This is a genomic window from Mucilaginibacter angelicae (genome assembly GCF_042434235.1).
Lineage (GTDB): Bacteria > Bacteroidota > Bacteroidia > Sphingobacteriales > Sphingobacteriaceae > Mucilaginibacter > Mucilaginibacter angelicae.
In genome coordinates this window covers 1-17,693 of sequence record NZ_JBHLTS010000056.1, presented here as the reverse complement: position 1 = coordinate 17,693, position 17,693 = coordinate 1, and the positions used below count along the sequence as shown (strand labels likewise).

Genomic DNA, 17,693 nt, shown 5'->3' with positions numbered 1-17,693 from the left:
TATCTAACGCTCAACATGCTCAAGGCTGTTTGGGATTGCTGTGCTCTCACTCTTTTCACTCATAAAATCATTACAATAATATTAAATGTAAACATAGGAGGGATTGCAGTGAAAAGCCCACAGCGCGTGTTGGGGTTGCGGGCAGGAAAGGTGAGGACTTGTAACGGAACGCCCGGGCCGCAGGCAACGCCCATATTTATAAAATACACTTAATAATCAATAACTTACAGTCGCGTCATTATAAGGTACAGCCTGTCCCGAACTTGTTTCGGGACAGCAATCCCCAATTAGCAAATCTGCTCTGTTTAGTTCGCGATTGCTTCGTGCCTCGCAATGACGTGTTTATTGATCTTTCTTCTCCCTAAACCGCTTGTAAATCTTCACGGCTATCATTAATATCACAGCCAGCGATACCAACCCTACAACACCGAAAATCCAGTTTAAGGCGCTTTTAAGTACCACCAAGAAAACAATGGCAAAGAGGAAAATAGTTGCAACTTCGTTCCACAAGCGTAGTTGGATAGATGTCCATTTGAATACGCCGTTACGCATCTGTTTTATTTTATTTTGACAGATGAAATGGTAAATCACCAAAGCCACAACAAAAGTTAGCTTGATGTGCATCCATCCAAATTGAAGCCAGACTGGCTTTAGGATGAGCATGGTGGTACCCGCTGCTATGGTGAGGTACATAGAGGGGATTGCTATGATATTCCATAACTTTCGCTCAATGATCTCAAATTGTTTTGATAGAATGGTACGATCAGGCTCGGGCTTATCCTGTGCTTCCGTATGATAAATAAACAAACGTACGCTATAAAACAACCCCGCCATCCAGCAGACCACAAAAATAATGTGTATAGCTTTTACGTAATCGTACATATCAATTAACACATGTCATTGCGAGGAACAGCTTGTCCCGAATCAGCTTCGGAAAAGCAATCGCGAAATTACAGAGTGACTTGCATAGTTCGCGATTGCCACGCTACCGCTCGCAATGACATACTTTTTTTAATTCCTGTATTCTTTTATCACTTCTACCGCATACTTCACATTATCAAACGGGATATCAGGCATAATGCCGTGACCCAGGTTAAAGATGAAACCGTTTTCGCCCTTCATGCGGTCGAACAGGCGGTAGATGCGTTCTTTAATTACTTTTTTATCAGCATACAAAATATGCGGATCAAGGTTGCCCTGTACCGCTATGCCAGCCGGTAAACGTTTTTTGATATCCAGCAGATCGACATTCCAGTCTATCGAGATCACATCCGGTTTAGCCTCAGCCATCAGCGGTGCAAAAACCGAGCTGCCTTTACAGAAAGAGATCACCGGGATATCTTTACGGTTCAGCTTGCTGATGATTTCGGCAATATAACGGTGACTGAACTCTTTATAATCATCCCAGGCCAAAGCCTGCGCCCAGCTATCAAAGATTTGCACGGCGTTTACACCGGCGGCAATCTGCATGTTCAGGTAATCTGCCGTAACGGTGGCTATTTTTGATAACAGCTGATGGGCCATTTCGGGCTCATTGTGCAGCATCAGTTTGGTACGTTTAAAATCTTTTGATGATCCGCCTTCAACCAAATAGCTCATAACCGTAAACGGTGCACCTGCAAAACCAATCAGCGGGATGCGGCCGTTAAGGCGCTGCTGAATTACCTTAATGGCATCGCCAACGTATTGCAGCTTATCCAATACATCGGTTTGTAATGCATCAATATCTGCCTGTGTACGCACCGGATTGGCAAACAGCGGACCAACACCTGCGTTAAAGCTCAGGTCGCCGCCCATGGCTTCGCCGGTTACCAGGATATCTGAAAATAGGATAGCGCCGTCGATACCTAACAGGTCGACAGGCAGCATAGTAACATCGGCAGCTATTTCCGGTGTTTTACACATTTCAAGGAAGGAGTATTTGTTTTTAATATCCCAATACTCTTTCATAAAGCGGCCTGCCTGCCTCATCATCCAAACCGGTGGGCGTTCTGTTTGCTCCGAAAATGCCGCTTTTATTAATAACGAATCTCTCATATTTTATATTAGAAGCAAGAAATCAAGAGTCAAGATGCAAGAAGAAAAGTTTTCCTTTCCTTGTCTTGTTTCTTGACTCTTGCCGTCTTGCCTCTCTTTTCTTATTTTCTTGAATCCTGACTCTTGCTGTCTTGATTCTTATTTCTTACTGTCTTGCTTCTTTCCTCAACTCTTGCTGAAGGCGGCTTATCACATCCTTCATTTTGGCAGTTATTTTTTCTTTATGCTGCTCGGTTAATTGCAGGTAGGCTTTGGCTTTTTCAAAATTACCGCGCCTGATGCTGATATTGGCTACACTTACCAGTGCGGCCACATGATCATTTACAGAGCCCAAAGGGTACAATGCTGCTATTTCGTAATGCTTTTCGGCACCTTCAAAATCCTGATTTTGCAGGCACAAACCGCCGGATATAAATTCGTAATATCCCCGGCGTTTTTTGCTGAGCCATTCGGGTTTCATGATCTCATTTAATGAGGCCGCGGTTTTGTTATAATCCTTTACGTGAAAGTGTTTGGATGCTACAACTAAAGTACCCTGTCTGAAATAATCCCAGATAAGCAGGATGATCATCATTGCTGCTACTGCTGCAAGCTCATAAATACGAAAATACACCAACACACCTAACGACAGCAGAAATATAAAGGCAATGAATATACGTGTCCTGTTACTGAACATTAATGCTGGTTATCGGTAAATTTATAGCCTACACCACGGATAGAGTGAAAATAAACCGGGTTTTTAGGATCTGGTTCAAAATACTTACGGAAGGTTAGGATGAAGTTATCGATAGTACGGGTTGACGGATAAACGTCATAGTTCCAAACAGTTTCCAGGATCTGCTCGCGCGATACGGCGTCATTACGGCGCTCTATCAGCAATTTAAGCAGCATGGTTTCCTTTTTGGTAAGGGCCGTAATGGAACCATCTTCATTAACCAGCTCAAACGAGTTAAAGTGGATGGTTTTATCGCCAATTTTGTAGCTGTTAAACTCTTTCAGGTCTTCACCTTTCAGGCTGCGTTTTACCAGGTTGTTCACCCTTAAAATAAGCTCTTCAAGGTTAAACGGTTTGGTAAGGTAATCATCAGCCCCTTTCTTTAAGCCCGAGATCTTGTCCTCATTGGTGTTTTTAGCCGTAAGGAACATGATAGGCACTTCGGTATTTTCAAGCCTGATAGTTTCTGCAACAACAAAGCCGTCAATCTCGGGCATCATTACGTCAAGTATCACCAGGTTAAAACGCTCTTCCTTAAACAGCTGTAAAGCTTTTTTGCCGTTTTTAGCCGGAGAAACCTTGTAGCCTTCCAGCTCAAGGTTAAGCTTAATTGCTTCTAACAAATGCTCTTCGTCTTCGGCCAATAAAATTCTTTTTTTGTTTGGCATATTCATCTTTTAATTTAGGTTAATCCAAATGTAACTTCAAAAATACTACCAGCAGGGCGGTTATCTTTAACCCTGATGCTGGCCTGGTGTTTATCCAACACCTCCTTAACAATGTAAAGGCCCAGTCCGGTACCTTTAGTGTTACGGGTTTCTTCGCTGCCTACGCGGTAAAAACGCTCAAATATGCGGGTTTTTTCCTCGTCGGCAATGCCGATGCCATGATCGGCAACCTGTAAATAAACTTTATCCTCTTTTGAAAACAGCTTTACCCCAACAGATGAGCAGGGGCTTGAATATTTTACTGCGTTTTCAATTAAATTGGTCACCACCGATGTAAGGGCAAACTTATCGCCGATGATCTCCACCTTAGGCTCTATTTCGGCCTCGATGATCTGCTGGTTGCAATCACATTTGGTGATCTGCAGGCGGTTAACAATGCTGTCAACCAAAACCGAAAGGTTAAAGCTGGCTTTGGGGAAACTGTATGAACGGTTCTCTATTTTAGATGCCAGCAGCATGTTTTCAACCATATCGTCCAAACGTTCCACATCGTTCAGTGATTTATCAATAAAATCAAGGATCTGCTCTTTGGTAAGCTGTCTTTTCTGAATGGTTTGCAGCAGGATCTTGATAGATGCCAGCGGCGATTTCAGCTCATGTGTTACCGAAAGCAGGAAGTTCTTTTTTTGTTCCTGCAGGCGGCGCTCTTTGTTAAACGAGCGGTGCAGGTTAATAGCGCCAATTAAAAATACGGCCACAAACATGGCCCCTTCGCCCAGGATCATACCGGTGCGGCGCGGTTGCAGCGTAACCAGCATATAGCCCCACCATACCAGTTCGGCAACGGCATAGGTGATGAGCGCGTAAAAAATAACGAATGACTTCTTCATATCAGTGTGCAGTTTTCGGTTTGCAGTTGTTACCAGTTTGCAGTTCGCTGTGTGCAGTTTGCAGTAATTTGATACCTGCTAACTGCACACAGCGAACTGCTAACTGTCACCTGCCAACTCTATTTAGAAAATACCAGATCTAAACTATCAAATATAGCACGTTTTGTTTTCTCCAGGTCAATTTTGGTATGGGCCGATGATATAAAGCCAACCTCATAGCCTGACGGACCTAAATAAATGCCCCTGTTCAGCAGCTCGCGGTGGAACTTTTTGAATTTTTCCATGCTTGATGCATCAATATCTTCGGCTTTACGAATATACTCTTTATCTGTAAAAGCAAACCAAAATATGGAGCCTATGCCAAACACCTTAAATTTGTAATTGCGGGCAGTGGCAAAGCGCTGGATAGCTTCTACAAACTCTTCTGTTTTATTGTTCAGATCGCGGTAAAAGCCCATGCGTAAAAGCTCACTAAGCTGGGCAATACCGGCACCCATAGCAACCGGGTTGCCTGATAAGGTACCTGCCTGGTAAACCGAACCTTCGGGCGAAATATTACTCATAATTGCTGCCGATGAACCATACGCACCAACCGGCATACCGCCGCCAATGATTTTACCGTATGTAATGATATCAGGTTTGATCTGGTAGTAACCGGCAGCACCTTCAAAGCCCACACGGAAACCCGAAATTACCTCATCAAATATCAGCATGGTGCCGTTTTGAGTACAGATGTCGCGCAGGTATTGCAGGTATTCTTTTTCCTGTAAAAGCAAACCATTGTTGGCCGGTACAGGCTCGATGATCACCGCTGCAATCTGGTCTTTAAATTCTTCAAAAGCTTTGGCAAGTGCCTCTTTATCATTCAGCGCTACAACAATAGTTTCGTCGGCGACAGACTTAGGCACACCGGCTGATGAAGTTTCGCCAAAGGTAACCAGGCCCGAGCCTGCTTTTACCAGCAGGGCATCAGCATGGCCGTGATAGCAGCCTTCAAATTTCAGGATCTTATCGCGTTTGGTATAACCTCTTGCCAACCTGATAGCCGACATTACGGCTTCGGTGCCCGAGCTTACAAAACGGATCTTTTCAATAAACTTATTGTTTTTCAGGATCAGTTCGGCCAGTTCATTTTCAAGGGCTGTAGGTGCGCCGAAGCTCATGCCATTTTGCATTACCTCGATAACCTTTTCCCTTACTTTGGCGTTGTTATGACCAAGGATCAGCGGGCCCCATGAGCAGCAGTAGTCAATAAACTCGTTGCCATCAGCATCCCAGATGTGGCTGCCGTCGCCTTTTTGAATAAACAGCGGCGTACCGTAAACCGATTTAAAAGCCCTTACCGGCGAGTTAACCCCACCCGGGAAATACGTTTGTGCCTTAGCATAAAGCTCGGCCGATTTTTCACGGCTGATATCGGGTTTGCCCGTAGTATTTACCGGTTCATCCTCTGCAGAAAACATCTTTTTTATTGAATCGAACATTTTTATTTATAAGCTTAAAGCAGAAAGCCAAAGGCTTAACGCTGTTTTATCAAAGCCGTCATTGCGAGGTACGAAGCAATCGCGAACTATACAGGGCGGACCTGCTAATCGGGGATTATTAATATCTATAATTTGTTTTTTTATAGGTATTAATGAGCTCCCTTCGGTCGGTTGTCTTCGTACCTCGCAATGACGGTTGTTTATTATTTTGTTTTGCCTAATCACTAAAAATCAGACTTTTTCCTAACCTCTTATCTCCAACCTCTAATCACTATCCTACAGCCACTTATTCTCTAAAACCTCCTTGGCATGGTAAGTTAAAATAGCAGTTGCACCTGCACGGCGGATGCTGGTAAGCACCTCGGTGATGGCACGCTGCTCGTTTAACCAGCCGCGTTGTATGGCGGCTTTGATCATGGCATATTCGCCGCTTACGTTGTAGGCAGCAACCGGCAGTTCGGTATTATCTTTTATCAGTTTAATAACGTCAAGATAGGGTAGGGCCGGTTTCACCATCAGGAAATCTGCACCTTCCAGCTCATCCAGTTCGGCCTCAATAAGGGCTTCACGCTGGTTGGCCGGGTTCATCTGGTAAGTTTTTTTATCTCCAAATTTGGGTGCCGAGTTTAAAGCATCCCTGAACGGGCCATAAAACGCACTTGCATACTTGGCCGAATACGACATGATAGATACGTTGGTAAAACCGTTATCATCAAGTACGTTACGGATATAGCCAACACGGCCATCCATCATATCTGATGGGGCAATGATATCAGCTCCCGATTGTGCATGTGCCAGGGCCATCTTACCCAAAACATCAAGCGTTTCGTCGTTCAGGATCATGCCGTTCTCTACAATGCCGTCGTGGCCGTCACTGCTGTAAGGGTCCATGGCTACATCAGTAATTACGCAAGCCTCGGGAAAGTTCTTTTTTACCTCGCGGATAGCGCGCAGGTACAAACTTTCATCACGGTAGCTTTCGGTAGCAAATTTATCCTTCAGCTCTTCGGCAATATTAGGGAACAGATCGAAAGAGTTTAAGCCCAGTTTAAGACAGCTTTCAATCTCGCGCAGCAGGTTATCAATTGAATAACGGAAGATGCCCGGCATCGATGCCACTTCACTTTTCTGGTTTACGCCATCAATAATAAACAGCGGGAAAATCAGGTTAGCAGCGCTAACATGTGTTTCCTGCACCATCTGGCGTATCACTTCACTTTTGCGGTTCCTTCTTGGTCGTTGTAACATATGCCCCCCAACCCCCTAAAGGGGGAGTTTTAAAATTCTTTAATATAATAATTAGCCTCCATCACTCCCCCTTTAGGGGGCTGGGGGGCTTATAATCCAAACACTGCCTCTGCCAGTCCAACTTCGTCGGGCGAGTAGGGGAGCGTGTATTTTACACCCATTTCATCAAATTTTTTGCCGGTTGATTTGCCTATGGCCACTACCTTTTGATAAGGGTCGAGCAGGTTATCGGCAAAATAGGCCTCCACGTTTGATGGACTGGTAAATACCATCACATCGGCACCACTGGCCTCAACATCTTCTTCCAGCACGGTTTCATAAACGGGCAGGTCGATGATCTTAGTATCTGCCGACAGGCCTTGCTGTATGCTCCTCATCGGGCTTTCGGCACCGGGGAACAGTACAATTGTACCGTTGGCCAGTTTGGCAAACTCTTCGGCTACATCGGCGGTATCGGTACCTTCGCCAACATAATCGGTAAAGTGGCCTTTGCGGCGCAGCATTTCTTCGCTGCCACTACCCATTACCCCAAATTTTACTTTTTTAGGGAATTGTGGGTTTAGTTGAAAAAAGTATTCAACTGCGTTTTTGCTGGAGAAGAATACCCAATCGATGTTTTTTAATATATAGGAGTCGAACCGGGTGATCACAGGAACGGTACGGATCAGCGAACGGTCTTCTATTGCGATGCCATGTTTTTCAAGAGCTTTGCGGAAATAGCTTTGCTCCCCAAGCTCACGTGAAATAAACACGCTTGAGGGATGTTTGCGGTCTTTTGCAAATTTGGCTACTACCTTTTGGGCCAGTCCTTCGGTGGTTGGGGCTTCTAAAAATAGCCTGTCGGGAAATTGATCACCTTCATCGGCCTTAGAAGTAAATACCTGGAACAGGCCGTCTTCCTTACGGCAATAACAGCCCAAAGGCAGGTGGCAACCACCACCGAATAATTTTAATACCGTACGTTCAACTGCCAGTTGTTCGGCAACATCAGTATGGTGTAATGCCTGCAGGGCTTCAAAAAGTTCATGGTCGGTTTCACGGATCTGGATAGCCAGTGCACCCTGTGCCGGTGCAGGAATTAACTCAACCGGGGTTATTTCTTCCACATGAAACTCGCTCAGGTCGAGGCCTAAACGGGTTACACCGGCTTTAGCCAGCATGATGGCATCATATTTTTCATCGCGCAGCTTACCAATACGGGTTGGTACGTTACCGCGCAGATCTTCAATTTCAAGATCGGGCCTGTGGGCCAGCAACTGGGCTTTACGGCGGTTTGATGAGGTGCCTACAATAGCGCCGTATTTAACAGATAGCTTTTGGTGCACATCAACACAATCCTTCAGGATCAACAACAGTTCGGCGGGATCTTCCCGTTCTGAAACTGCTGCGATGATAAGTCCCGGAGGATTTTCAGTTGGCAGGTCTTTATGAGAGTGCACGGCAATATCAATAGTGCCGGCTATTAATTCTTCTTCTAATTCTTTGGTAAAAAAGCCCTTGCCTTCCAGCTTATCAAAGCTAAGGTTCAGGATGCGGTCGCCCTGGGTTTTAATGATCTTTAACTCGGCGGTAATGTTAATGGCAGCAAGGCTGTCTTTAACGAAATTGGCCTGCCATAAAGCCAATTCGCTGCCACGGGTTCCTATAATCAGTTTTCTGTCCAAAAGAATGAATGTTTGCAGGTGCAAATTTAATTTTTTATGCCGATGATAAGGTACATCAACTTAATGAATTATTGTTAATTGCAACAAAATGACTGTAATGTGTGGGTTTTGATGGCTGTGCAAATTTGCCTTACCTAACACGTACTTAGCAAGCAGGCCGCAAGCCGGGAGGCTTGCGGCAGCGACTGGATCATTGTAACAAAGAGGGTGGCCTAATTGGTTTTGGCTTTATCGCTTCGTGAACGAAATAGCTTTAACGCGCTTTCTATTTGCTGGGCGGAATGCGTAAGGTCATTTCCTATCGCCAGTTTTTCGTACCCGTTGGGCGAAGCATAGGTAAAATAGGTTACCATGCTTCTGTCTTCCTGTTCGGTAAATACCTCTTCCTGGTAAATATCTTTCCATTCATAAAAAGGAGTATTTACCGTTTCGATGCCTTTATCACTAATGATGATCCGCGGAGTGGTGTTTAATGCTTTTTTTAAGGAGGAAAACGCTATCAGGCCAGCGGCTATAAGTATCATCATCAGGAAAATATATTGCTGAGGATTGTTTAGTATAACAGCAATACCTATGGCTAAGCCACCAACAACGGCTACCCCGGCAAATAAATAGTTTTTTCTTTTTGAAAAATAAACTCTTACTTCATTGGCCACGGTATGGTTATCGGTGAATACATCAGGTTGAGCAAACTTTTTTGATAGCTCCTGGAGTTTGGCTTTATCGGCGATGCTTCTGAATTCGGGGAAAAGCAATGAATACTTTTGGTTGCGGATGAGCCCGGCTTTAATTGCGCGTGCTTCAAGCTCATGTACATTACGTACGTTTTCAAATGCCCAGATGCGCCAGCGGGTAGCCATAAAACCACGGAGAATGATGGCAATGATGGTACCGGTGATCATCACGGCTAACATGATTAATGGAGGAGATCCTATAGCGGCTTTCAGGTATATTGATACGCCCAATGCCATAACAGTAATTGCCTGCATTGGGTATATGATCATAAATTTCCCTTTATTCAGCGCCTCGTCAATAGTAGTAGTTTCAAGCATGGTATTGCCTAAGGTTTAAGAGGAGGCTAAATTACAATTTTGCTGAAAGTATTATATGTGCCGGTAAGATCATTTTTAAAGCTGCCGGGTATGCGCCTCCCAACTTTGGCAGCGCAGGCCCGGCAGCATGATAAAATGCCATATTTAAAATCAACATAGTTTGCTTTTAGCGAAGCATCGCCAGCATTTCACCATTGGGCCGCTCCCGCGATGTATAATGCAGGCTGAGCTCATGATTGAGGTTCTTTTTTTCGAGTTGCAGCAACTCTTTTACCGGCACGGTCATATTAAAATCTGAAGCATCGGCAAATGTCCATTTCTTTAATGTGTTGCCTTTTTCATCCTGTAGCGTGAGGCTGCGGCCGGTACCGGGGCCTTTCGTTTGGCAGTGGGTATACTTAATGCGCAGCTCATCGCCTTCATTTGCATTATTCAATTGCAACACCCTTAAACTTACAGGCTGGTTCACGTACTGCTTTAGGATGAGCTTGTTGTTTAAATAGATCTCGTAACCGTCCAGCCCGAATTTGTTAGTGAAACCAAATGCAATAAAGCTCAGTGTCATCAGCGTAAATAGCCCTATAAACGCCCGATAAAATTTGATGTGTTTCATGATCATAAGTTTTTAAATTAAATATTCAACTCTCTGTGAGTACAATGTTAAACTAACTGAAAATGAGGTAGAAAATTAGTAGACCAACAACCTGAATAATAGACATCAGCTTTTTTATCCTTATATTCCTCTACTATTTGTGCCGTTTGTCGATATAATTTTGCAGGCCAAATGCTTTTGGTTTCTTTTACGATGAATGATAATGAAACATCAAAATGGATGTGCTGGATAAACCACTTCGGCTGCCGTTTTCAAAACGCGGCATTACATTAAGGCATGCCCTGATGCATAGCGCCTATTGGCTGCTCATCACCGGCTTTTTTATATATGAGAAAAGATATCTCATATATAAAGCCAGTATGCCTTACTTTGTTGCCTGCGTTACCGGCCGCATTGTGCTGCTCATCATTATTGCTTATCTTAACCTGCAATACTTTTTGCCCCGGTACTTGTTAAGGAAGCGGTACGGCGCTTATTTTACGGTAATTATACTGTCGGTAATTGGTTATTTAACTGCTCAAAGCCTGTTTGATTTTTACCTGTATGGCTATGTGGTAGGCCCCATGCGCAACAGTAATTTGGTGGAAGCGTTATCCTACAATTTTTTTAGTACGCTGTGGTACCTGGGATTAATGCTGGCACTTAAATTAAGTATGGACTGGTATGGGCAACAGCTAATCATTCAAAGGATTACGGTAGAAAAGCTGAATGCCGAGGTTAATTTTCTAAGGGCGCAGGTAAATCCTCATTTCTTATTTAATATCCTGAATAACCTGTATGCCCTAACGCTCAAAAAATCAGAGCTTGCTCCCGATGTAGTGCTCAAACTATCAGAAATGATGGAATATATGCTGTATGACAGTACGGATGAAAAAGTGCCCCTGGAAAAGGAGATCGGTTACCTCAATAACTATATAGAGCTGGAACGATTGAGATTTAACAGCGAAGCCGCCATTGACCTGAATATTAATGCAGCACTAAACGGATATGAAATTGCCCCGCTGCTGCTGCTGCCCCTGGTTGAAAATGCATTTAAACACGGACTGGGTAAGCTAACTAAAATCGGCTGGCTAAAGATAGATATAGGACTGGAACAATCAACGCTTGAGGTTACTGTAGAAAATGCTAAACCGCTTTCAGCAGTCAGCAAAAGTAAAGGAGGAATAGGCCTCGATAATTTACGAAAACGCCTTGACCTGCTTTATCCGGGCAGGCATATGCTGCAGCTGGAGGATAGAAAGGATACCTTTTGGGTTAAACTGATGATCGAATTGTAAGTGAGGGATTTAATATGGAAGCCATGCTGAAGTTTGTAGTAGTAGATGATGAGCCGCTTGCATTGGAAATACTGGACGGTTACCTGAAAAGAATGGATCATGTGCATTCGGTATTCCTGTTCAGCAATGCGGGGGATGCTTTACATCATTTGAAAGATCATCATGCTGATGTATTGCTGCTGGACATTGAAATGCCCGAAATGACAGGGATCCAATTCCTGAAAGTACTGCCGGATCCGCCATTGACCGTTTTTACCACAGCTTACCGTAACTATGCCTTTGAAGGCTATGAACTGGGGGTAATTGATTTTTTACTGAAACCTATATCTTTCAAGCGTTTTGTGCAGGCCATTGACAAAATCAGGGAGTTTATGGCATTGAAAGCACAATATGACCATGCGGAGGAACTTTTAGAGGACAAAAACAACGATTTTATTTTCGTTAAAAGCGGTGTTCAGCGGATCAGGCTTCAGTTTAATGAGGTTACACACATCCAGGGGCTAAAAGATTATGCCATCATTTATACCCATAAAGAAAAGATCCTGTTAAAAGGTTCTATCAAAGCGATGCTGGATATTTTTCCGCAGAAACGTTTTATCCGGGTACATAAATCTTTCATTGTATCCATCAATAAGATTACCCGTTTGGAAAGCAGCCGCATTGTTTTGAATGGTCATGAAATTCCGATAGGGAGGAATTTTAAAGATGATCTGGAGAGGGCGTTAAGGGTATAATGAGACACAGATAATTAATTAACCGGTTGAAAAAAGAATTCAGTTATTCCTCATTCCATAAATTCATCCAGACAGTAATACTGGGCTTAGCATGCGGACCGCAAGGCAGGACCTTGCGGTAGCGGTGGTATTTCCACCCGGTAAGGTATATTATTTAGATTTTGATATCAATTTAACACTGTCTGATCTGATATCACCTCCAATGTAATTGACCTTAATAAAGGTTGTGCATTGGTTTTTAAATTCATCGCAATGATCAATTAAGATAGCAGCCCCCTTAGGCATTATGGCATGTTTAACAATGCCGAAAATCTCTGTCCCCCCTTTTGGATCTACGCTTGCTAAGTCGAAAATTAAACGGTTTGTCCACGAAAGTGTAGTATAAAGTTCCAGCTTTTTTTTCACATCCACGGTAAGGGTGTTTACTTTTGCCCGTTTTGTTAACCCTGGCGTACTGTAAATTTTTTCATATACCAGGTTAGGCCTATTGGCATATTTTTGATGATAGCTGCCGATTGTTACAGGAGAAAAACAGGAGTTAAAGAAACTCTCCTTAAAATGTTCAACAAACCTGAACTCGGAATTTATTTCAACAGGGCTACCGGCAACCGCACCGGTAAGCATATTTTTTATTTCAGATAAAAGGGGGCGAAATAATGCTCCACCCGGCAGTTCGATAACAACGATTTCGCCCTCATTTATTTGAAAAGCCGGGACGATAAAATTATTAAAGTTTTGTTCTGGAAACCGGATCAGCATAAACGGGGATATAAACCCACTAACGTTTACTTATCGTGGATATTACCCGATCTATCGCAAAGATGTTATATGCAGAGGAATCCGGGAGTAAGAGAAATTATCTTAGTGAGAGCGTTGACAGTGCGATGCGGTGAAGAGTTCATTGATAAGGATTGTTGCAAATGAAAATGTCCGCGTTAGGGATGGGAGCGGATACCGGCCAACAAGCGTAATGCCCCGATGGGCATCGGGACGAGGCACTGCAGGTGTATGGGCGTACAGCCCGGCCGAAGGCAACGCCATAATTGTAATAGCGTAACCTCGGCCAAAGTTTGAAATTGTAATAGAATGAGTACCTTTAAGAAGGTAAACGGGATACTTATTTATCAGCATGAATTTAAGAAAGTCAATCGCTTTGATATTTTGTACAGGTACTTTATTAGTTGCCTTCAAAGCTGATAAAAAAGGAGTTCGGCAAAGTGATGTTATATTTAAAGCTCAAATAGAGAAAAGGGAAAGTAAAAAAATCACTATTGTTACCGAATTAATTAACAATAGTGATAGCACGCTGAATTACCTCACCATGTCATGCGATTCACTTATTGTATATCGTATTGAAAGTAAAAAATTGGGGCTTATTCCCATGATTTGTGAGAGCAACTTCCCTGTTAATGCCAGATTATTGCCTCATAAAACGCTGAAACGGAAACTTACTTTGATCTATAACCGACAGAGCAGTTACATCGATACCTCATTAAAGATAGGTTTTAATCTTTTTGATAACGAACAAGAGATGTTCAATGAACGTACGTCCCATGTAATATGGAGTGGAAACTTGTTAAAGTAAGAACATTGTATTTTTAAAAGCCCGAAACTACCTCAATCAATTTTCATTGATCAATATATCTTTCGCCATGATCATGGGTACGCTGATATATTTTTTCTCCATGTAGTTGATCACCTTTTCCAGGATCTCGCGCGATTGCTCGTCCATGCCCTGTACCTCGTCGGCAAAAACAGAATTGATAGCCGTATTGCGGATCTCTTTGATCTTTTCAGGAACCTGGCGCATGGCTACTTCAATGCGGCGTTGTTTTAGTTGCATGACAAACTCGGCAATGTTTTGCTCAATAATAGCTTCGGCATGTACCAGTTCATGGTAACGCTCCTGCAGGTTCTTTTTGGCAACTTCGTTAAGAGAGTGTACTTCAATAAAGTTAACCGGGAATTGCTCCAGTACTTCAGGAGCGGTATCGTTAGGGATGGCAAGATCCACAATGGTTTTCCTGCCGGTTTCGCCGTTTAGCAGCGATTGGTAAATTTCAGTGGTGATGATAGGCTCAACTGCCGATGTGCAGGTGATAATGGCATCAAAACCTTTATTGTAGGTTTTCAAAGCTTCCAGGTCAAATGCCTCGCCGCCCAGATCGGCAGCTAATTTTTCGGCATTAGCTACAGTGCGGTTAAACACTGCAAAGTTTGAAAATTTATGTTTTTGAAGATATTTGGTAATGTTGCGGTTGGTTTCGCCTGCACCGATGATGAGGATCCGAGCATTTGAGCAAAGATTAAGGTCTTTAAGCTTGCGGTAAGCCAGCGATACCACCGAGATTGGATTTTTGGAGATGTTGGTATGTGTATAAACTTCCTTGGCTGTTTTTACTACACAGTTCATGATCATGCGCATGGCATCACCGGTTAGGCCGGCCTCCTTGCAATGTTCATATGCTTTGCGTAACTGGGCCAGGATCTCCTTTTCACCAACGATCAAACTCTCTAATGAACATGAAGTACGCAGCAGGTGTACCATAGCTTCCTGGTCTTCATAAATAGATGCGCTATCCATAAAGGTGCTTAGCGAATCATGGCAAAGCTCTGTGTTAAAGGCTTCTATGAATTTTTTGGCAAAGTCTTTATCAACAGACTGTGGTGTAGTCATTACAAATTCCACACGGTTACAGGTAGCCAGGTAGAAGATCTCGGGGATGTTAAACTGAGCTTTAACCAGCGCAAGTTTATCTGTCAGATCTTCCTGGCAAACCACCAATCTACCCAATTCCTTCAGTTCAATCTGTTTGTGCGTAAAAGCTATTACCTTTAGATACTTCAAAGCAGTTTTTAAATTTGACCGAACAAAAGTATCACTATTCGGGACATGCAATGTCAACACTTTGTCAAACAGGTTTATTTGGAATGGTTATAAATTGCAAAATCGGCTTGTTTTGCAGCATTTAAACTGTTTTATGACGTATATGACAAAATATTTGTAAATTAAAGCATGGATAAGTATAGAAAAATAAGCCTTGTAATACTTGTTGTATTTTACGTGCTTGCAGGCTGTAACCACTTCAGGGACCCGGACTTTTATTATGCCGTAATGCCCAATAATTTGCTTTACCCTGAGGCCGTTAACATACTGGCCGGAGTAGCCGAAATTTCATTGGGATTGCTGCTCATTTGGCCTAAAACACGGTACTGGGCGGCCTGGGGAATTGTTTTAATGCTGATAGCTTTTTTGCAGATCCACGTAAGCATGGCATTTAAAGCACCGATGAAATTAAATTCCATGACAGTTACGCCCTTTTTGGCCTGGCTGCGTTTAGGCCTGCAGTTTGTGCTGATATATTGGGCATGGTGGCATACTACAGATCGAAAGAAAATAGCCTAAACTAAAACTGGCTTTGGCTGTTGGGGAGATGGGCAGGGCGATGAGCTGACTCACCCGGTCTGCGCTTCGCTGGACCACCCTCTCTACGGCTTCGCCGTAAAGAGGGTAAGAAAAATAAAATAACCCCTCTTTGCGAAGCAGAGAGGGGTGACGAGCGCAGCGATGTCGGGGTGAGTAAATTCCGCCCTGTCTTAAAAAACTGATACAAAAAATTATCTATGGATTTGCAAAGTATTGAAATGCGTAACCTGGAGGTACAAGACTACCAGGAGCTTAAAAAATCAATGAAATCGGCTTATATGGATATGGATGAGGACTATTGGGATGCCAACTCTATCCGTAAGCTCATCAAAATATTCCCCGAAGGGCAGATCTGTATCACCGTTAACGATATGGTTGTGGGCTGTGCGCTGGCTATTATTGTTGACTACCAGAAATTTGGCGATAACCATACCTACAAGCAAATTACAGGCGACAGTACCTTTAAAACCCATAATGAAAAGGGTGACGTGCTTTACGGTATTGATGTGTTCATTCACCCTAAATACCGCGGGCTGCGCCTGGCCCGCAGGCTTTACGATGCCCGCAAGGCCCTTTGCGAAAAATTGAACCTGAAAAGCATCATTGCCGGCGGCCGCATCCCTAACTATCAAAAATTTCAGAACGAGCTTACGCCACGTCAGTATATCGACAAGGTAAAGTACAAGGAAATCTATGATCCTACACTTTCATTCCAGTTGTCGAATGATTTTCATGTGCGTAAGGTATTAAAGAACTATCTGCCCGAGGATAGCCGCTCCAAAGGTTTTGCTACGTTGATTGAGTGGAACAATGTGTATTATGAAGAGGTAAGTGATGCTATTAATCATAAAACGGTAGTGCGCATTGGCCTGGTGCAATGGCAGATGCGGTCATACAGTAACATCAGCGAGCTGATGAAGCACGCCGAGTATTTTGTTGATGCCGTGAGCGATTACCAGGCCGATTTTATCCTGTTCCCCGAGCTTTTCAATACGCCGCTTATGGCCGATTATAATCACATGGATTCGGCCAAGGCCATGCGCGAGCTGGCTAAATATACCCAGCCTATTATTGAAGAATTTTCAAAACTGGCAGTATCCTACAATGTAAATATCGTAGCAGGCAGTATGCCTTATATTTTTGAGGAGTCGTTATATAACGTATCGTACCTGTTCAGGCGTAACGGCAGCATGGAGGAAGTGTATAAAATTCACCCAACCCCGGCCGAGATCAGCTCATGGGGGATGCGCGGCGGCGATGAGGTGAAAGTTTTTGATACCGATTGCGGCAAAATTGGTATCCTGATCTGTTATGATGTAGAGTTTCCGGAACTATCGCGCATCCTGGCGGGGCAAGACATGCAGATCTTGTTTGTGCCCTTCCTTACAGATACTCAAAACGGCTACAACAGGGTTAAGTTTTGCGCCCAGGCCCGTGCGGTGGAAAACGAATGCTATGTGGCTATTGCCGGCTGCGTAGGTAACCTGCCTAATGTAAATAATATGGGTATCAGCTATGCACAGTCGGCGGTGTTTACGCCTTCTGATTTTGGTTTCCCTACAAATGGTATTCAATCCGAAGCTACCCCTAATACAGAAATGATTGTTATTGCCGATGTTGACCTGTCATTGCTGGATGAGCTGCATGAATATGGCAGTGTGCAAAACATTAAAGACAGGCGCACCGATCTGTATAATATTACTTTTAATGGGAAAAGGGTGTAGGGAATAGTTTTAAAAAGTATAATAAGAAGCGTCATTCCCGTCCCCTCAGGGTCTCTCGCAGATTTAAGTTAACCCATAAAATAAAAAAGTTATATTAGTGTCCCTAATGGGGATATTTGAAGAATCAAGGTGCATCGCATTACAGGTTCAGGGAATTCAG

Annotated in this window: 18 protein-coding genes; 6 read left to right on the top strand and 12 right to left on the bottom strand. The window is 43.5% G+C overall.

The features are described 5' to 3' along the window. The coding region (locus ACFFGT_RS19580; RefSeq protein WP_377024205.1) for a hypothetical protein at window positions 1-213 on the top strand (213 nt) is incomplete at its 5' end. Between the two features lie 129 nt (window positions 214-342). On the opposite strand, the gene hemJ is transcribed toward ACFFGT_RS19580, so the two are convergent. From hemJ to ACFFGT_RS19530, 10 genes are all read right to left on the bottom strand, one after another. After that, on the bottom strand, window positions 343-882 hold the full coding sequence (gene hemJ / locus ACFFGT_RS19575; RefSeq protein ID WP_377024204.1) for a protoporphyrinogen oxidase HemJ: 540 nt from the start codon (window positions 880-882) through the stop codon (window positions 343-345). A gap of 129 nt (window positions 883-1,011) precedes the next feature. Beyond that, a complete protein-coding gene (hemE, locus tag ACFFGT_RS19570; RefSeq protein WP_377024203.1) occupies window positions 1,012-2,037 on the bottom strand; it encodes a uroporphyrinogen decarboxylase in 1,026 nt (341 codons plus the stop codon). A gap of 145 nt (window positions 2,038-2,182) precedes the next feature. Next, entirely contained in the window at window positions 2,183-2,713 is a 531-nt protein-coding gene (locus ACFFGT_RS19565; RefSeq protein ID WP_377024202.1) for a hypothetical protein, read from the bottom strand. After that, the gene (locus tag ACFFGT_RS19560) at window positions 2,713-3,420 is read right to left on the bottom strand and encodes a response regulator transcription factor (protein ID WP_091166941.1); all 708 of its coding nucleotides are present in this window, start codon (window positions 3,418-3,420) and stop codon (window positions 2,713-2,715) included. Before ACFFGT_RS19560 ends, ACFFGT_RS19565 begins: the two co-directional genes overlap by 1 nt. Window positions 3,421-3,434: 14 nt before the next feature. Next, window positions 3,435-4,310 (bottom strand): sensor histidine kinase, encoded by an 876-nt coding sequence (locus ACFFGT_RS19555; protein WP_377024201.1) that lies wholly within the window; start codon window positions 4,308-4,310, stop codon window positions 3,435-3,437. Window positions 4,311-4,429: 119 nt separating this feature from the next. After that, a complete protein-coding gene (hemL, locus tag ACFFGT_RS19550) occupies window positions 4,430-5,794 on the bottom strand; it encodes a glutamate-1-semialdehyde 2,1-aminomutase (RefSeq protein WP_377024200.1) in 1,365 nt (454 codons plus the stop codon). A 276-nt stretch (window positions 5,795-6,070) separates the two neighbouring features. Further along, window positions 6,071-7,042 carry a porphobilinogen synthase gene (gene hemB, locus ACFFGT_RS19545; RefSeq protein WP_377024199.1) on the bottom strand — a complete coding sequence of 324 codons (972 nt, stop codon included), beginning with the start codon at window positions 7,040-7,042 and terminating at the stop codon, window positions 6,071-6,073. An 89-nt stretch (window positions 7,043-7,131) separates the two neighbouring features. Further along, entirely contained in the window at window positions 7,132-8,706 is a 1,575-nt protein-coding gene (gene hemC, locus ACFFGT_RS19540; protein ID WP_377024198.1) for a hydroxymethylbilane synthase, read from the bottom strand. Between the two features lie 212 nt (window positions 8,707-8,918). Beyond that, the gene (locus tag ACFFGT_RS19535) at window positions 8,919-9,758 is read right to left on the bottom strand and encodes a hypothetical protein (RefSeq protein WP_377024197.1); all 840 of its coding nucleotides are present in this window, start codon (window positions 9,756-9,758) and stop codon (window positions 8,919-8,921) included. 166 nt (window positions 9,759-9,924) lie between these two features. Beyond that, window positions 9,925-10,371 carry a hypothetical protein gene (locus tag ACFFGT_RS19530; RefSeq protein WP_377024196.1) on the bottom strand — a complete coding sequence of 149 codons (447 nt, stop codon included), beginning with the start codon at window positions 10,369-10,371 and terminating at the stop codon, window positions 9,925-9,927. A gap of 215 nt (window positions 10,372-10,586) precedes the next feature. Between ACFFGT_RS19530 and ACFFGT_RS19525 the strand changes: the two genes are divergently transcribed. After that, window positions 10,587-11,648 (top strand): sensor histidine kinase, encoded by a 1,062-nt coding sequence (locus tag ACFFGT_RS19525; RefSeq protein WP_377024195.1) that lies wholly within the window; start codon window positions 10,587-10,589, stop codon window positions 11,646-11,648. A 14-nt stretch (window positions 11,649-11,662) separates the two neighbouring features. Continuing rightward, the gene (locus ACFFGT_RS19520) at window positions 11,663-12,382 is read left to right on the top strand and encodes a LytR/AlgR family response regulator transcription factor (protein WP_377024194.1); all 720 of its coding nucleotides are present in this window, start codon (window positions 11,663-11,665) and stop codon (window positions 12,380-12,382) included. Window positions 12,383-12,532: 150 nt separating this feature from the next. Here ACFFGT_RS19520 and ACFFGT_RS19515 read toward each other — a convergent pair whose 3' ends face one another. Then, the gene (locus ACFFGT_RS19515; RefSeq protein WP_377024193.1) at window positions 12,533-13,141 is read right to left on the bottom strand and encodes a hypothetical protein; all 609 of its coding nucleotides are present in this window, start codon (window positions 13,139-13,141) and stop codon (window positions 12,533-12,535) included. A 370-nt stretch (window positions 13,142-13,511) separates the two neighbouring features. On the opposite strand from ACFFGT_RS19515, the gene ACFFGT_RS19510 reads away from it, so the two are divergent. After that, window positions 13,512-13,967, top strand: a complete 456-nt coding sequence (locus ACFFGT_RS19510) for a hypothetical protein (RefSeq protein WP_377024192.1) — start codon at window positions 13,512-13,514, stop codon at window positions 13,965-13,967. A 36-nt stretch (window positions 13,968-14,003) separates the two neighbouring features. Here the strand turns inward: ACFFGT_RS19510 and hemA are convergent, their stop codons facing one another. Further along, window positions 14,004-15,230, bottom strand: a complete 1,227-nt coding sequence (gene hemA, locus ACFFGT_RS19505; protein WP_377024191.1) for a glutamyl-tRNA reductase — start codon at window positions 15,228-15,230, stop codon at window positions 14,004-14,006. Between the two features lie 168 nt (window positions 15,231-15,398). On the opposite strand from hemA, the gene ACFFGT_RS19500 reads away from it, so the two are divergent. Beyond that, complete coding sequence (locus ACFFGT_RS19500) at window positions 15,399-15,788, top strand: DoxX family protein (RefSeq protein WP_377024190.1); 390 nt, start codon at window positions 15,399-15,401, stop codon at window positions 15,786-15,788. Window positions 15,789-16,006: 218 nt separating this feature from the next. After that, a complete protein-coding gene (locus ACFFGT_RS19495; RefSeq protein ID WP_377024189.1) occupies window positions 16,007-17,533 on the top strand; it encodes a carbon-nitrogen hydrolase family protein in 1,527 nt (508 codons plus the stop codon). Window positions 17,534-17,693: the final 160 nt, after the last annotated feature.

Excerpts from the sequence above, each read along its gene's own strand:
- ACFFGT_RS19515 (WP_377024193.1), bottom strand. The coding sequence starts at position 13,141 with ATGCTGATCCGGTTTCCAGAACAAAACTTTAATAATTTTATCGTCCCG.
- ACFFGT_RS19565 (WP_377024202.1), bottom strand. The coding sequence starts at position 2,713 with ATGTTCAGTAACAGGACACGTATATTCATTGCCTTTATATTTCTGCTG.
- ACFFGT_RS19530 (WP_377024196.1), bottom strand. The coding sequence starts at position 10,371 with ATGAAACACATCAAATTTTATCGGGCGTTTATAGGGCTATTTACGCTG.
- ACFFGT_RS19560 (WP_091166941.1), bottom strand. The coding sequence starts at position 3,420 with ATGCCAAACAAAAAAAGAATTTTATTGGCCGAAGACGAAGAGCATTTG.
- ACFFGT_RS19520 (WP_377024194.1), top strand. The coding sequence starts at position 11,663 with ATGGAAGCCATGCTGAAGTTTGTAGTAGTAGATGATGAGCCGCTTGCA.
- ACFFGT_RS19535 (WP_377024197.1), bottom strand. The coding sequence starts at position 9,758 with ATGCTTGAAACTACTACTATTGACGAGGCGCTGAATAAAGGGAAATTT.
- hemE (WP_377024203.1), bottom strand. The coding sequence starts at position 2,037 with ATGAGAGATTCGTTATTAATAAAAGCGGCATTTTCGGAGCAAACAGAA.
- ACFFGT_RS19525 (WP_377024195.1), top strand. The coding sequence starts at position 10,587 with ATGGATGTGCTGGATAAACCACTTCGGCTGCCGTTTTCAAAACGCGGC.
- hemB (WP_377024199.1), bottom strand. The coding sequence starts at position 7,042 with ATGTTACAACGACCAAGAAGGAACCGCAAAAGTGAAGTGATACGCCAG.
- ACFFGT_RS19510 (WP_377024192.1), top strand. The coding sequence starts at position 13,512 with ATGAATTTAAGAAAGTCAATCGCTTTGATATTTTGTACAGGTACTTTA.
- hemJ (WP_377024204.1), bottom strand. The coding sequence starts at position 882 with ATGTACGATTACGTAAAAGCTATACACATTATTTTTGTGGTCTGCTGG.
- hemL (WP_377024200.1), bottom strand. The coding sequence starts at position 5,794 with ATGTTCGATTCAATAAAAAAGATGTTTTCTGCAGAGGATGAACCGGTA.
- ACFFGT_RS19500 (WP_377024190.1), top strand. The coding sequence starts at position 15,399 with ATGGATAAGTATAGAAAAATAAGCCTTGTAATACTTGTTGTATTTTAC.
- ACFFGT_RS19555 (WP_377024201.1), bottom strand. The coding sequence starts at position 4,310 with ATGAAGAAGTCATTCGTTATTTTTTACGCGCTCATCACCTATGCCGTT.
- ACFFGT_RS19495 (WP_377024189.1), top strand. The coding sequence starts at position 16,007 with ATGGATTTGCAAAGTATTGAAATGCGTAACCTGGAGGTACAAGACTAC.